Below are 14,767 nucleotides of genomic sequence, written 5' to 3' on the forward strand. Positions count from 1 at the left end.
CTCTTGCGTGAAAAGTCCATTGAAGCGGCTATTTTTACTGCGTTTTGGGCTTGACTTGTCCACTTGCGCAATGCTCTTCACGTACTCCTGTGCGTAAATCACTGAAACGACGACTTGTCAGTGTGCAGGCGCAAAAAACCATAATTATCAGATAGTTATGATTGGTCAAAAAGTGACCAATCTGACGGCAAGCCCCTTCTCATGCCGATTTGATGGAGTTTTCTTGCGGTTGTGAACAGGGTTATCCACAGATTGTGTGGAAAACATTCGGGCCTCACGAAGGCCGCAATTCGCTCCGTGTAAAGCCATGCCTGTCAAGAGCGGACTGGTGCTTTTCTAGTGCTTTTCGCTGAGGGGTGTCGTAGGTAGGCGACGCCCCTCGGCGAGTAATGGCCCTGGGCTGGCTCAGTTGTCCGTGCGGGCGCGCAGGCGGCGCAGCAGGGAGGAGGTGTCCCAGCGTCCACCACCCATGACTTGCACATCGCCGTAGAATTGATCCACCAGCGCGGTGACGGGCAGGCGGGCCTGGAGGCGGCGGGCCTGCTCGAGACAGATCCCCAGATCCTTGCGCATCCAGTCGACGGCGAAACCATGCTCGTACTCGTCGGCAATCATGGTCTTGTGGCGATTTTCCATCTGCCAGGAGCCAGCCGCCCCCTTGGAGATCACGTCCACCACGCGCTGCGGGTCGAGCCCGGCCTGTTCGGCGAAATGCAGGCCTTCCGCCAGGCCCTGGACCAGTCCGGCGATACAGATCTGATTGACCATCTTGGTCAACTGGCCGCTTCCGGCCGGCCCCATCAGGCTGACGGCTCGGGCATAGTGGCCAAGCACGGGCTCGACGCGTACGTAGTGGGCTTGGTCGCCGCCGCACATGATCGTCAGTACACCGTTCTCGGCGCCCTGCTGTCCGCCCGAGACCGGTGCATCGATGAAGCCAATGCCGCGCTCACGGCAGGCGACATCGAGCTGCTCGGCGAGATCGGCCGAGGCGGTGGTGTGATCCACCAGCAGGCTACCCTCGGTCATGCTCGAGAGCGTGCCGTGCTCGCCGACGGTGACCTGCCTGACATCGTCGTCGTTGCCTACGCAAACCAGCACGAGGTCGGTCCCTTGAGCGGCCTCTGCAGGCGTGGAGTGGTGGCTGCCCCCAAACTTCTCGACCCAGGCCTTGGCCTTGGTAGCGGTGCGGTTGTAGACGCGTATGTCGAGTCCTGCGCGGGCCAGGTGTCCGGCCATGGGGTAGCCCATCACGCCGAGGCCGATGAAGGCGACTGAGGAGATCTGATGCATTCCGTTTCCCTCTTTTCTTGACTGATGCTCGTTTGGATATTGCTGGCGAACTGGTTCGCAGAGAGCGGCTCGATACGCAGAAAGCCGCCCGAAGGCGGCTTTCCAGTGCGTTGCGGCTTGGCCGCGTCCTGCCGACTTACTTGGCAGGATAGTCGCGCGGCGGATGTCCGGTATAGAGCTGGCGCGGACGGCCGATCTTGTAGTCCCCGCTCAACATCTCGTGCCAGTGGGAAATCCAGCCGATCGTGCGCGAGACCGCGAAGATAACCGTGAACATGTTGGTCGGAATGCCCATGGCTTTAAGGATGATGCCGGAATAGAAGTCGACGTTGGGGTAGAGCTTGCGCTCCACGAAGTACTCGTCTTCCAGGGCTATCTGCTCCAGGCGCTTGGCAATCTTGAGCTGCGGGTCGTCGATGCCGAGCTCGGCCAGCACTTCGTCACAGGTCTCTTTCATCACCTTGGCGCGAGGATCGAAGTTGCGGTACACGCGGTGTCCGAAGCCCATCAGCTTGAACGGGTCGTCCTTGTCCTTGGCCTTGTCGATGAAGCGCTGAATGTTCTCTTCGGAGTCGTCGCCGATCTCGTCGAGCATCTTCAGTACGGCCTCGTTGGCGCCGCCGTGGGCCGGGCCCCACAGTGCGGCAATGCCGGCACTGATGCAGGCGAACGGGTTGGCACCGGTGGAGCCGGCCAGGCGCACCGTGGAGGTGGAGGCGTTCTGCTCATGGTCAGCATGGAGCATGAAGATGCGGTCCATGGCCTTGGCGTAGACCGGATTGACCTGGTACCCCTCACACGGGTTGCTGAACATCATGTAGAGGAAGTTCTCTGCATAGCTCAGGTCATTGCGCGGGTAGTTGAAAGGCTGGCCGACGTTGTACTTGTAGGACATCGCGGCGAGGGTCGGCATCTTGGCGATCAGGCGGATGGCGCTGATCACGCGATCTTCTTCCTGGGTGATGTCCATGTGGTCATGGTAGAAGGCCGCCAGGCCACCGACCACGCCGCAGAGGATCGACATCGGATGAGCGTCGCGGCGGAAGCCCTTGAAGAAGTTGTTGATCTGGTCGTGCACCATGGTGTGGTTGCGGACACGCGACTCGAAGTCGGCGTACTCCTCGTCGGTCGGCAGTTCGCCGAACAGCAGGGTGTAGCACACCTCGACGAAGTTGGAGTCCTTGGCCAACTGGTCGATGGGGTAACCGCGGTGCAGCAGTACGCCCTTGGCACCATCGATGTAGGTGATGGCCGACTGGCACGAGGAGGTTGCCATGAAGCCGGGGTCGTAGGTGAACAGGCCGTCGGCGCCGAGACCGCGAACATCGACCACGTCAGGGCCCAGGGTGCCTGAGTAGACTGGCAGCTCGATCGTCTTTTCCAGGCCGTCTACCGTCAGTGTCGCTTTCCTGTCAGCCATTCTGGCCTCCTCTCGAAGTCGAATAGAACGTTAACTCTTTCTTTCGCAAGTCCTGTTGAACCGCTGGTCCGCGAAAAAGGTTCGCCCACTATAGAAGCGTTCCCGGGATTGTCAATTGGGCCAAAGCGACCGCTGCGTTGTACAAAATGCTATATAGCGTATAATATTTTGTAAAAGAAATGGTGCTTTGCACCACTGAAAAGCCCCGCCAGCCGCTGGCTGCCGGGCGGAGCCCTTGTGCGAGTTTGTATGTATAGTCGCATGACCTTGGTGGCAGGCTTGTACCATGGTCGAGTCAGGGTGCTGGGCATTTGTCACTGGGGGTTCATGTCCCTATAATCCACACCGCGCGACTGGCAGGTACTCGTTGTCATGCTCGTCCCGGCAGCGGCGAGCCCCCTACCTCAAACCACCGCTCGCTCGAGCCTGGTCCCATCGGTTGTAGAGCGAGCCAAGAGAGTGTGTATAGAGCCGTGAATAGCAAACGACCCGTCAACCTAGATCTCACCACGATACATTTCCCGCTTCCCGCCTTGACGTCGATCGCCCACCGCATTACTGGCGTAATACTGTTCGTTGGTCTCATCTTCGCCTTCTGGGCACTCGACAAGTCGCTGGCGTCCCCCGAGGGTTTTGCTACCGTCCGGGATACCCTGGCCAATAACATCCTGGCGAAGCTGATCGCCTGGGGCCTGTTGTCGGCACTGGCATTCCACTTCGTGGCCGGCATCAAGCACATGCTCATGGACGCCGGTTTCGGGGTGACCCTTGAAGGTGGCGTGAAGAAGGCACAGGCCACTGTGGTCATCAGTGCCGTCCTGATCATTCTGGCGGGAGTCTGGGTATGGTAACCAACATCACCAATCTGGGCCGTAGTGGCCTTTCCGACTGGCTGATCCAGCGGGTCTCGGCTGTCATCCTGGCGCTTTATACGCTCTTCATCGTCGCGTACCTTCTGTTCAATCCCGGGCTCGACTATGTGACCTGGAGCAACCTGTTTGCCCAGACCTGGATGCGTATCTTCTCCCTGCTGGCCTTCATCTCTCTTGCCGCGCACGCCTGGGTCGGTCTGTGGACCGTGACCACCGACTACCTGAAGTCCACGCCCGTGCGCCTCGGCGCCCAGGTCATCATCATCCTGGCCGTTTTCGTGTTCCTGGTCTGGGGCATCCAAGTTCTGTGGGGAGCCTGATCCATGTCTAACATGCGTACCTTGTCCTTCGACGCCATCATTATCGGTGGCGGCGGCTCCGGCCTGCGCGCCGCGCTCGAGCTGGCCAAGTCCGGCAAGAAGACTGCCGTGCTGTCCAAGGTCTTCCCGACTCGCTCGCACACCGTTTCCGCCCAGGGCGGCATCACCTGCGCCATCGCTTCGGCCGACCCCAACGACGACTGGCGCTGGCACATGTACGACACCGTCAAGGGTGGCGACTACATCACCGACCAGGATGCTGCCGAGTACATGTGTTCGGAGGGCCCCAAGGCGGTCTTCGAGCTCGAGCACATGGGTCTGCCGTTCTCGCGCTTCGACAACGGCCGCATCTATCAGCGTCCGTTCGGCGGTCAGTCCAAGAATTTCGGCGAGGGTGGCCAGGCGGCGCGTACCTGCGCGGCGGCCGACCGTACCGGTCATGCCCTGCTGCATACGCTTTACCAGAACAACCTGAAGAACAACACCACTTTCCTCAACGAGTGGTTCGCGGTTGATCTGGTCAAGAATGCCAACGGTGACGTGGTGGGTTGCATCGCCATGTGCATCGAAACCGGCGAAGTGGTGCACGTCAAGTCCAAGGCCACCGTCATGGCCACCGGCGGCGCGGGCCGTATCTATGCCTCGACCACCAACGCCCTGATCAATACCGGCGACGGCATCGGCATGGCGCTGCGCGCCGGCTTCCCGATGCAGGACATGGAGATGTGGCAGTTCCATCCCACCGGTATCTACGGTGCCGGCGTGCTGGTCACCGAGGGCTGCCGTGGCGAGGGTGGCTACCTGGTCAACAAGGACGGCGAACGCTTCATGGAGCGCTATGCGCCCAACGCCAAGGACCTTGCCGGCCGCGACGTGGTGGCACGCTCCATGGTCATGGAGATCCTCGAAGGCCGCGGCTGCGGCGAGAATGGCGATCACGTCTTCCTCAAGCTCGACCACCTGGGTGAAGAGGTGCTCAACAAGCGCCTGCCGGGTATCAGCGAGCTGTCGAAGATCTTCGCCCACGTCGACCCGACCAATGCGCCGATTCCCGTGGTGCCGACTTGCCACTACATGATGGGCGGAATTCCGACCAACGTGCATGGTCAGGCGATCATGCAGGACGCCGACGGCAACGACCACATCGTGGGTGGCCTGTTCGCCTGTGGCGAAGCGGCTTGCGTATCGGTGCACGGCGCCAACCGCCTGGGCGGTAACTCGCTGCTCGACCTGGTGGTGTTCGGCCGTGCGGCGGGCATGTTCATCGAGAGCGCGCTCAACGAGGGCATCGAGTACCTCGATGCCTCCGAGTCCGACATCGAGGCGGCCATGAAGCGCATGACCCGCTGGAACGAGTCCAGCGGCGGCGAATCCGTGGCAGCTCTCAAGACCGAGCTGCAGAGCATCATGCAGAACTCCTTCGGTGTGTTCCGCCAGGAAGACCACATGCAGGAGGGCGTCAAGAAGCTGGCCGATCTGCGCGGCCGCATCGGCGAAGCACATCTGGTCGACAAGTCCGGTGCCTTCAATACTGCCCGTGTCGAGGCGCTCGAGCTCGACAACCTGATGGAAGTGGCCGAAGCCACTGCCATCGCGGCACTGGAGCGCAAGGAGAGTCGTGGCGCGCACTCTCGCTACGACTATCCGGACCGCGACGATGCCAACTGGCTGAAGCACTCCATGTACTTCCCGGCCGAAAAGCGGGTCGGCAAGCGCGACGTCAACTTCAAGCCGAAGACCGTCGACACCTTCGAGCCGAAAATCCGTACCTACTAAGGGGGAGTCACGAGATGCTTCAGGTATCCATTTATCGCTACAACCCGGAAACCGACTCCGCGCCCTACATGCAGGAGTACCAGCTCGACACCCAGGGCCGTGACCTGATGGTCCTGAACGTGCTGGAAATGCTCAAGGCCGAGGACACCACCCTGGCTTTTCGTCGTAGCTGTCGCGAGGGAGTTTGCGGCTCCGACGGCATGAACATGAACGGCAAGAACGGCCTGGCCTGCATCACTTCTCTGTCCGACGTGGTCAAGGACAACAAGCTGGTGCTGCGTCCGCTGCCCGGCCTGCCGGTGGTGCGTGACCTGGTGGTCGACATGGGGCTGTTCTACAAGCAGTACGAGCGTATCCAGCCGTACCTGCAGAACGATACCCCGGCGCCGGCCATCGAGCGTTTGCAGTCACCGGAGGAGCGCGACAAGCTCGACGGTCTCTACGAGTGCATCCTGTGCGCCTGCTGCTCGACCTCCTGTCCGTCGTTCTGGTGGAACCCGGACAAGTTCGTCGGCCCTGCCGGTCTGCTGCAGTCCTACCGCTTCCTGGCGGACTCGCGCGATACCGCCACCCGCGAGCGTCTGGCCGAGCTGGAGGATCCGTTCAGCGTGTTCCGTTGCCGCGGCATCATGAACTGCGTTGCGGTGTGTCCGAAGGGGCTCAACCCCACGCGGGCGATCGGCAAGATCCGCGACATGCTGCTGGCGAATGCCACTTAAATCGTGGCGCATAGCTTGCTATCATACTGGCCGCAGTGCGACCGCGACGTCATGTCGCGGTCGGCTCGCAGCCAGCAGCAAGAGAGCCGGTGCCACAGGTACCGGCTCTTGAGCATGAATTGCAAGGATTCCAGCCTCGCGGCTGGAACCGCCGGGAAGAGAAGACGCCCCTCCGGCAGGGCACCAGCCAAGCCGCCGCGGCTGGCCCGCGACGGCGCCGACAACACCCCATCAGTGTAGGGTGACCGAGAGATGCAACAAGGCATAATGGAGTTGATGTGGAACAGCTCCCACGTGAGCGGCAGCAACGTTCACTATGTGGAAGCGCTCTACGAGCAATACCTCGCCGACCCAGGTTCCGTACCCGACGAGTGGCGGACCTACTTCGATCAGCTGCCGAGAGTCGAAGGCAGTGCCTCCCATGATGTCCCCCTCAGTCCCGTGCGCGATCAGTTCCAGCAGCTGGCGCGCGCGCGCCGGACCGGTCTTGCCGCCGCCGCCGACAGCGGCGAGAGCAAGAAGCAGGTCAAGGTGTTGCAGCTGATCAACGCCTACCGCTTCCGGGGCCACCAGAAGGCCGATATCGATCCGCTCAAGCTGCGCAGTCAGACCCCCGTTCCCGACCTCGACCTCTCCTTCCACCAGCTTTCACCGGCCGATCTGGATACCGAATTCCAGACCGGCTCTTTCTTTCTGGGGATGGACAAGGCGCCGCTGCGCGAGATCGTCGGGGCGCTGGAGCAGACCTACTGTCGCTCGATCGGCTGCGAGATCATGCACATCGTCGATACCGAGGAGAAGCGCTGGCTGCAGCAGCGCTTCGAGTCGGTTCGCTCGGCGCCCAAGTACAGTGACGACGTTCGCAAGCACCTGCTGGAGCGCCTGACCGCCGCGGAAGGCCTGGAGAACTATCTGGCCTCCAAGTACCCGGGCACCAAGCGCTTCGGTCTCGAGGGCGGCGAGGCGTTCATCCCCATGATGGACGAGTTGATCCAGCGCAGCGGCGGCTACGGGGTCAAGGAGGTCGTCATCGGCATGGCCCACCGCGGTCGCCTCAACCTGTTGGTCAACATCCTCGGCAAGAACCCTTCCGAGCTGATCGACGAGTTCGACGGCAAGAAGCTGATCGAGCGCGGCTCGGGCGACGTGAAATACCACCAGGGCTTCAGCTCCAACGTCATGACACCGGGCGGCGAAGTGCACCTGGCGCTGGCCTTCAATCCCTCCCACCTGGAGATCGTTTCGCCGGTGGTCGAGGGGTCGGTGCGCGCCCGCCAGGATCGCCGCGACGACTTCGAAGGTACCAAGGTACTGCCGATCAACGTGCATGGCGATGCCGCCTTCGCCGGGCAGGGCGTGGTCATGGAGACGTTCCAGATGTCCCAGACCCGTGCCTACAAGACCGGCGGCACGGTGCACATCGTCATCAACAACCAGGTCGGCTTCACCACCTCTCATCCGCAGGACACGCGCTCCACCGAGTACTGCACCGACATTGCCAAGATGGTTCAGTCGCCGATCTTCCACGTCAACGGCGATGACGCGGATGCCGTGCTGCATGCTACCCAGGTGGCGCTGGATTATCGCCAGCAGTTCAAGAAGGACGTGGTCATCGACCTGGTCTGCTATCGTCGTCGCGGCCACAACGAGGCCGACGAGCCGTCCGGCACCCAGCCGCTGATGTACCAGAAGATCAAGGATCATCCCTCCTCGCGTACTCTGTATGCCCAGCGTCTGGTCGAGCAGGGTGTGGTCAGCGAGGAAGAAGCCCAGGCGATGGTCGAGACCTACCGCGAGGACCTGACGGCGGGCAACCACGTGGCCAACGCCCTGGTGCAGCAGCCCAACACCTCGCTGTTCGTCGACTGGAAGCCCTACCTCGGCCACGAGTGGAGTGGCTATGCCGAGACCGGCGTCGAGATGAAGCGCCTGCAGCGCCTGGCGGCGCGGATGTGCGAGATTCCCGACGGGGTCGAGGTGCAGCGTCAGGTGGCCAAGATCTACGAGGACCGCCGCAAGATGCAGGCCGGTGGTCTGGCCCTTAACTGGGGGTTTGCCGAAACCCTGGCCTACGCCACGCTGCTCGATGAAGGGCACCCGGTGCGCATCACCGGGCAGGACGTGGGTCGTGGTACCTTCTCCCACCGTCATGCGGTGGTGCACAACCAGAAGGATGGCTCCACCTACGTGCCGCTGCAGCACATGTCCGATGGACAGCCGCGTTTCACCATTCACGACTCCTTCCTCTCGGAAGAGGCGGTGCTGGCATTCGAGTATGGCTACGCCACCACGGCGCCCAACGATCTGGTGATCTGGGAGGCGCAGTTCGGCGACTTCTTCAACGGTGCCCAGGTGGTGGTCGATCAGTTCATCTCCTCCGGCGAGACCAAGTGGGGTCGTCTGTGTGGCCTGACCATGCTGCTGCCTCACGGCTACGAAGGTCAGGGGCCCGAGCACTCCTCGGCGCGCCTCGAGCGCTTCCTGCAGATGTGCGCCGAGCACAACATGCAGGTGTGCGTGCCCACCACGCCGGGGCAGATCTTCCACCTGCTGCGTCGCCAGGTGATCCGACCGTTGAGAAAGCCCTTGGTGGTGATGTCGCCCAAGAGCCTGTTGCGCCACAAGGAGGCGACCTCCAGTCTCGAGGATCTGGCCAACGGTCATTTCCACATGGTGTTGCCGGATCAGGGCAACCTCGATGCCCAGCGCGTCAAGCGCGTCATCATGTGTGCCGGCAAGGTCTACTACGACCTGGCGGCCTGGCGTGCCGAGAACGAGCGTGACGATACCGCCATCGTGCGCATCGAGCAGCTCTACCCCTTCCCCAAGGAGGAGCTCTTCGAGGCGCTCAAGGACTACGTCAACCTCGAGAGCGTGGTGTGGTGTCAGGAAGAGCCGCTCAACCAGGGCGCCTGGTACTCGAGCCAGCACCATATGCGGGCGGTGGCCGACATGCTCAAGGGCGGCCTGGGCGGCGAGCTCAAGTTCGCCGGTCGCCCGGCATCGGCGGCACCCGCGGCGGGCTACATGTCCGTGCATACCGAACAGCAGCGCCAGCTGGTGGAAGACGCCTTCAATCTTTGAGGCGACCCACCGGGACGAGAGAGAACACACAAGGGAAACGACATGGCTACCGAGATCAAAGCGCCCACCTTTCCGGAATCCGTTGCCGAAGGCAGCGTGGCTGCCTGGCACAAGAAGGCGGGGGATAGCGTCGAGCGCGATGAGCTGATCGTCGAGATCGAAACGGACAAGGTGGTGCTCGAGGTGGTGGCGCCGGAAGCCGGCACCCTCTCAGAGGTGCTGGTGGAAGAGGGCGATACCGTGCAGTCCGAGCAGGTGCTGGGCCGAATCGGTGCAGGCAGTGCCAAGGGCGAGCAGAAGAGCGAGAAAGCCGACGCCAAGGCCGAGGCGAAGAGCGAAGCCAAGGCTGCGCCTGCTGCTGGCGGCCAGAAGCACGAGGTGAAGGCGCCGACTTTCCCCGAGTCGATCCAGGAAGGCACCGTGGCTACGTGGCACAAGAAGGTCGGCGAGGCGGTCAAGCGCGACGAGGTGCTGGCTGATATCGAGACCGACAAGGTGGTGCTCGAGGTCGTGGCGCCGGCCGATGGCGCCATCGCCGAGATCAAGGCGGAAGAGGGCAGCCAGGTCGCATCCGAGGCGGTGCTGGCAATCTTCTCCGAGGGCGCTGGCAGTGCCGATACGGCCGCTGACAAGACGCCAGCGGCTTCCGCCGATGATGGCTCCGGCGACGAGAGGATAGGCGACAAGATTCTGGCCCCGGCCGCACGCAAGATGGTCGCCGAACACGACCTCGACGTCAGCAAGATCGACGGCACCGGCAAGGGCGGTCGCATCCTCAAGGAGGACGTGCAGCGCGCCGTACAGGCCGGTACGGCCAAGAAGGGGGCGGCACCTGCCGCTGCACCCAAGCAGGCCGCGGCAGCCGCACCTGCCTTCGAGGGCGAGCGCCCCGAGAAGCGCGTGCCGATGAGCCGCCTGCGCCAGACCATCGCCAAGCGTCTGGTCCAGGCCCAGCAGACCGCCGCCATGCTCACCACCTACAATGAGGTGGACATGGGCGCGGTAATGGATCTGCGTGCACAGTACAAGGACACCTTCCTCAAGGCGCACGACGTCAAGCTCGGTTTCATGGGCTTCTTCGTCAAGGCGGCTTCCGAGGCGCTCAAGCGCTTCCCGGACGTCAACGCCTCCATCGACGGCACCGACATCGTCTATCACGGCTACCAGGACATCGGTGTGGCGGTTTCCACCGACCGCGGCCTGGTGGTGCCGGTGCTGCGCGATACCGACAGCATGAAGATCGCCGACGTCGAGAAGGGCATCGTCGACTTCGGCAAGCGTGCGCGTGACGGCAAGCTCGGCATCGATGAAATGCAGGGCGGTACCTTTACCATCACCAACGGCGGCATCTTCGGCTCGCTGATGTCGACACCGATCATCAATCCGCCGCAGACCGCCATCCTGGGCATGCACAAGATCCAGGAGCGTCCCATGGCGGTCAACGGCAAGGTCGAGATCCGCCCGATGATGTACCTGGCCCTGTCATACGACCACCGTATGATCGACGGCAAGGATGCGGTGCAGTTCCTGGTCACCATCAAGGAACTGCTCGAGGATCCGGCGCGCCTGCTGCTGGATGTCTGAAGGCGCCCCGAATCAACGGACTCAAACGCGAACCGATCAACAGGAAAACCACATGGCCGACAAATTTGATGTGATCGTCATCGGCGCGGGCCCCGGGGGCTACGTGGCCGCCATCCGTGCCGCCCAGTTGGGGCTGAAGACCGCCTGCGTCGAGAAGTGGGTCAACAAGGAAGGCAAGACCGTGCATGGCGGCACCTGCCTGAATGTGGGCTGCATTCCTTCCAAGGCGTTGCTCGAGACATCCCACAAGTTCGTCGAGGCGCGGGATCACTTCGCCGAGATCGGTATCGATCTGGAAGCCCCCAAGGCCAACGTGGCCAAGATGCTGGAATTCAAGAACTCCGTCATCGCCAAGAACGTGGGCGGTATCAGCGCCCTGTTCAAGGCCAACGGTGTAACGGCGATCGATGGTACCGGCAAGGTGACCGGCACCAAGCAGGTCGAGGTCACCGGCCACGACGGTAAGACGGCGACCTTTGAAGCCGACAACATCGTCATCGCCGCAGGCTCGGTGCCGGTGGAGATCCCGCCGACCCCGCTGCACGAGGACATCGTGGTCACCTCCACCGGCGCACTGGAGTTTACCGAAGTGCCCAAGCGCCTGGGTGTGATCGGTGCCGGCGTCATCGGCCTGGAGCTGGGCAGCGTATGGAGCCGTCTGGGAGCCGAGACCGTTGTGCTCGAGGCCATGGATACCTTCCTGCCGATGGTCGACACCGCCATCGCCAAGGAGACCCAGAAGCTGCTCAAGAAACAGGGCCTGGACATTCGACTGGGCGCTCGCGTCACCGGCTCCGAGGTCAAGGGCAACGAGGTGGTGGTCAAGTTCACTGACGGCGAGGGTGACCAGGAGCTGACCTTCGACAAGCTGATCGTCTGCGTCGGCCGCCGTCCCTACACCAAGGGCGTGGTCGATGACGGCGTCGGCGTGGGTCTCGACGAGCGCGGTTTCATCCACGTCGACGACCAGTGTCGCACCAGCGTGCCGGGCATCTACGCCATCGGCGACTGCGTGCGCGGTCCGATGCTGGCGCACAAGGCCTCGGAAGAGGGTGTGATGGTTGCCGACATCATCGCCGGCCACAAGGCCGAGATGAACTACGACGCCATTCCCAGTGTGATCTACACCTCACCGGAAGTGGCCTGGGTCGGCATGAACGAGCAGGAAGCCAAGGCCAAGGGCATCGAGGTCAAGACCGGCAGCTTCCCGTTCTCGGCCAACGGCCGTGCACTGGCCAACAATGCTCCCGAGGGCATGGCCAAGATCATCGCGGACGCCGAGACCGATCGTATCCTGGGCGTGCACATCGTCAGCCAGCATGCCGGTGAGCTGATTGCCCAAGGTGTCATCGCCATGGAGTTCGGCTCCAGCGCCGAGGATCTGGCGCTGACCTGCTATGCGCATCCAAGTACCTCCGAAGCCATTCACGAAGCGGCCCTGGCGGTGGACGGACACGCGATTCACATGGCCAACCGCAAGAAGCGCAAGTAAGCCAGCTTACGCAGTAGACGTAACAACGAGCGCCATCCAGTGGGATGGCGCGTCGTGTCCGGCTATGTACCGGATGCGAACGGGGGTGACCCGGCATCGACCGTCGCAGGCGGTGTTTCGCGGTTGCCATTCGAGTCACATGCAACCAATGGCATGAATCGATGAACCTTCACGAGTATCAAGGCAAGCAGCTGTTTGCTGATTATGGTCTGCCGGTATCCAAGGGCTTCGCAGTCGATACCCCCGAGGAAGCGGCGGAAGCCTGCAAGAAGATCGGTGGTGACATGTGGGTCGTCAAGGCCCAGGTTCACGCCGGTGGCCGGGGCAAGGCCGGCGGTGTCAAGCTGATCAAGAGCCCGGAAGAGGCCAAGGCCTTTGCCGAGCAGTGGCTGGGCAAGAACCTGGTGACCTACCAGACCGACGAGAAGGGTCAGCCGGTCGCCAAGATCCTGGTCGAGAACTGCACCAACATCGCCAGCGAGCTCTATCTGGGTGCGGTGGTCGACCGCACCACGCGTCGCGTGGTCTTCATGGCCTCCACCGAGGGTGGCGTCGAGATCGAGAAGGTCGCCGAGGAAACTCCCGAAAAGATCCTCAAGGCCGAGATCGATCCGCTGGTCGGCGCGCAGCCGTACCAGGCGCGTGAGCTGGCCTTTGCCCTGGGCCTGAAAGGCGACCAGGTCAAGCAGTTCACCAAGATCTTCCTGGGCCTGTCGCGCCTGTTCCACGAGAAGGATCTGGCGCTGCTCGAGATCAACCCGCTGGTGATCACCGACGAAGGCAACCTGCACTGCCTCGACGCCAAGCTCAACCTGGACAGCAACGCGCTGTATCGCCACCCGGACCTCCAGGCGATGCGCGACCCGTCGCAGGAAGACGAGCGTGAAGCCGAAGCGGCCGCCTGGGAACTGAACTACGTGGCCCTGGAAGGCAACATCGGCTGCATGGTCAACGGCGCAGGCCTGGCCATGGGCACCATGGATATCGTCAACCTCAACGGTGGCAAGCCGGCCAACTTCCTCGACGTGGGTGGCGGTGCGACCAAGGAGCGCGTGGCGGAAGCCTTCAAGCTGATCCTCTCCGACGACAACGTCAAGGCGGTGCTGGTCAACATCTTCGGCGGTATCGTGCGTTGCGACATGATCGCCGAGGGTATCATCGGTGCCGTCGAGCAGGTCGGCGTCAACGTGCCGGTGGTGGTGCGTCTCGAAGGTAACAACGCCGAACTGGGCGCCGAGAAGCTGGCTTCCAGCGGACTGAACATCATCGCTGCTACCAGCCTGACCGATGCAGCTCAGCAGGTCGTCAAGGCAGCGGAGGGCAAGTAATGAGCATCCTGATCGACAAGAACACCAAGGTCATCTGCCAGGGCTTCACCGGCGGCCAGGGGACCTTCCACTCCGAGCAGGCGATCGCCTACGGCACCAGGATGGTCGGCGGCGTGACCCCGGGCAAGGGCGGCCAGGAGCACCTGGGCCTGCCGGTGTTCAACACCGTCAAGGAAGCGGTCGAGAAGACCGGTGCCGAGGCCAGCGTGATCTACGTCCCGGCTGCCTTCTGCAAGGATTCGATCCTCGAAGCCGCCAATGCCGGCATCAAGCTGATCGTGTGCATCACCGAGGGCATTCCGACGCTGGACATGCTCGACGTCAAGGTCAAGTGCGATGAGCTGGGCGTACGCCTGATCGGTCCCAACTGCCCGGGCGTTATCACGCCGGGCGAGTGCAAGATCGGCATCATGCCGGGTCACATCCACAAGCCTGGCCGTGTGGGCATCGTGTCGCGCTCAGGCACCCTGACCTACGAAGCGGTCAAGCAGACCACCGACCACGGCTTCGGCCAGTCCACCTGCGTGGGCATCGGCGGCGACCCGATCCCGGGCTCCAACTTCATCGACATCCTCGAGATGTTCGAGAAGGACCCCAAGACCGAGGCGATCGTGATGATCGGCGAGATCGGCGGTACCGCGGAAGAAGAAGCGGCTGCCTACATCAAGGCCAACGTGACCAAGCCGGTGGTGTCCTACATTGCCGGTGTTACCGCGCCTCCGGGCAAGCGCATGGGCCACGCCGGTGCGATCATCTCCGGTGGCAAGGGTACTGCTGACGAGAAGTTCGCCGCACTGGAAGATGCCGGCGTGCGTACCGTTCGCTCCCTGGCCCAGATCGGCGATGCACTGAAGGACGTGACCGGCTGGTAAATTCACG

Annotated in this window: 11 protein-coding genes; 9 read left to right on the forward strand and 2 right to left on the reverse strand. The window is 62.5% G+C overall.

Translation table 11 applies throughout. From position 1 onward, the window contains the following. Positions 1-405: 405 nt before the first annotated feature. Positions 406-1,293, reverse strand: coding sequence for an NAD(P)-dependent oxidoreductase (locus SPH52_RS03695; protein ID WP_411793653.1), 888 nt, complete (start codon positions 1,291-1,293; stop codon positions 406-408). 136 nt (positions 1,294-1,429) lie between these two features. Next, positions 1,430-2,713: a citrate synthase gene (gene gltA / locus SPH52_RS03700; protein ID WP_411793654.1), complete on the reverse strand. Its 1,284-nt coding sequence runs from the start codon at positions 2,711-2,713 to the stop codon at positions 1,430-1,432. Positions 2,714-3,186: 473 nt separating this feature from the next. Between gltA and sdhC the strand changes: the two genes are divergently transcribed. The 9 genes from sdhC to sucD all read left to right on the forward strand — a co-directional run bounded on the left by sdhC (position 3,187) and on the right by sucD (position 14,760). Continuing rightward, entirely contained in the window at positions 3,187-3,564 is a 378-nt protein-coding gene (sdhC, locus tag SPH52_RS03705) for a succinate dehydrogenase, cytochrome b556 subunit (protein ID WP_411793655.1), read from the forward strand. Next, positions 3,558-3,905, forward strand: a complete 348-nt coding sequence (sdhD, locus tag SPH52_RS03710) for a succinate dehydrogenase, hydrophobic membrane anchor protein (protein WP_411793656.1) — start codon at positions 3,558-3,560, stop codon at positions 3,903-3,905. The genes sdhC and sdhD overlap by 7 nt, the downstream gene beginning before the upstream one ends. Before the next feature lie 3 nt (positions 3,906-3,908). After that, a complete protein-coding gene (gene sdhA, locus SPH52_RS03715) occupies positions 3,909-5,681 on the forward strand; it encodes a succinate dehydrogenase flavoprotein subunit (protein ID WP_411793657.1) in 1,773 nt (590 codons plus the stop codon). Positions 5,682-5,695: 14 nt separating this feature from the next. Beyond that, on the forward strand, positions 5,696-6,400 hold the full coding sequence (locus SPH52_RS03720; protein ID WP_411793658.1) for a succinate dehydrogenase iron-sulfur subunit: 705 nt from the start codon (positions 5,696-5,698) through the stop codon (positions 6,398-6,400). A gap of 252 nt (positions 6,401-6,652) precedes the next feature. Then, the gene (locus SPH52_RS03725) at positions 6,653-9,484 is read left to right on the forward strand and encodes a 2-oxoglutarate dehydrogenase E1 component (RefSeq protein ID WP_411793659.1); all 2,832 of its coding nucleotides are present in this window, start codon (positions 6,653-6,655) and stop codon (positions 9,482-9,484) included. 42 nt (positions 9,485-9,526) lie between these two features. Next, positions 9,527-11,068, forward strand: coding sequence for a 2-oxoglutarate dehydrogenase complex dihydrolipoyllysine-residue succinyltransferase (gene odhB / locus SPH52_RS03730; RefSeq protein WP_411793660.1), 1,542 nt, complete (start codon positions 9,527-9,529; stop codon positions 11,066-11,068). A 52-nt stretch (positions 11,069-11,120) separates the two neighbouring features. Next, positions 11,121-12,560, forward strand: a complete 1,440-nt coding sequence (gene lpdA, locus SPH52_RS03735) for a dihydrolipoyl dehydrogenase (RefSeq protein ID WP_411793661.1) — start codon at positions 11,121-11,123, stop codon at positions 12,558-12,560. Between the two features lie 161 nt (positions 12,561-12,721). Next, positions 12,722-13,888 (forward strand): ADP-forming succinate--CoA ligase subunit beta, encoded by a 1,167-nt coding sequence (gene sucC / locus SPH52_RS03740; RefSeq protein ID WP_411793662.1) that lies wholly within the window; start codon positions 12,722-12,724, stop codon positions 13,886-13,888. Then, entirely contained in the window at positions 13,888-14,760 is an 873-nt protein-coding gene (gene sucD, locus SPH52_RS03745) for a succinate--CoA ligase subunit alpha (protein ID WP_411793663.1), read from the forward strand. Before sucC ends, sucD begins: the two co-directional genes overlap by 1 nt. Positions 14,761-14,767: the final 7 nt, after the last annotated feature.

Source organism: Halomonas sp. A29 (assembly GCF_046723295.1).
GTDB lineage: Bacteria > Pseudomonadota > Gammaproteobacteria > Pseudomonadales > Halomonadaceae > Halomonas.

Bases quoted from the DNA above. Each gene is read 5' to 3' on its own strand.
- lpdA (WP_411793661.1), top strand. From the start codon at position 11,121: ATGGCCGACAAATTTGATGTGATCGTCATCGGCGCGGGCCCCGGGGGC.
- SPH52_RS03720 (WP_411793658.1), top strand. From the start codon at position 5,696: ATGCTTCAGGTATCCATTTATCGCTACAACCCGGAAACCGACTCCGCG.
- sucC (WP_411793662.1), top strand. From the start codon at position 12,722: ATGAACCTTCACGAGTATCAAGGCAAGCAGCTGTTTGCTGATTATGGT.
- SPH52_RS03695 (WP_411793653.1), bottom strand. From the start codon at position 1,293: ATGCATCAGATCTCCTCAGTCGCCTTCATCGGCCTCGGCGTGATGGGC.
- sucD (WP_411793663.1), top strand. From the start codon at position 13,888: ATGAGCATCCTGATCGACAAGAACACCAAGGTCATCTGCCAGGGCTTC.
- sdhA (WP_411793657.1), top strand. From the start codon at position 3,909: ATGTCTAACATGCGTACCTTGTCCTTCGACGCCATCATTATCGGTGGC.
- sdhD (WP_411793656.1), top strand. From the start codon at position 3,558: ATGGTAACCAACATCACCAATCTGGGCCGTAGTGGCCTTTCCGACTGG.
- gltA (WP_411793654.1), bottom strand. From the start codon at position 2,713: ATGGCTGACAGGAAAGCGACACTGACGGTAGACGGCCTGGAAAAGACG.
- odhB (WP_411793660.1), top strand. From the start codon at position 9,527: ATGGCTACCGAGATCAAAGCGCCCACCTTTCCGGAATCCGTTGCCGAA.
- SPH52_RS03725 (WP_411793659.1), top strand. From the start codon at position 6,653: ATGCAACAAGGCATAATGGAGTTGATGTGGAACAGCTCCCACGTGAGC.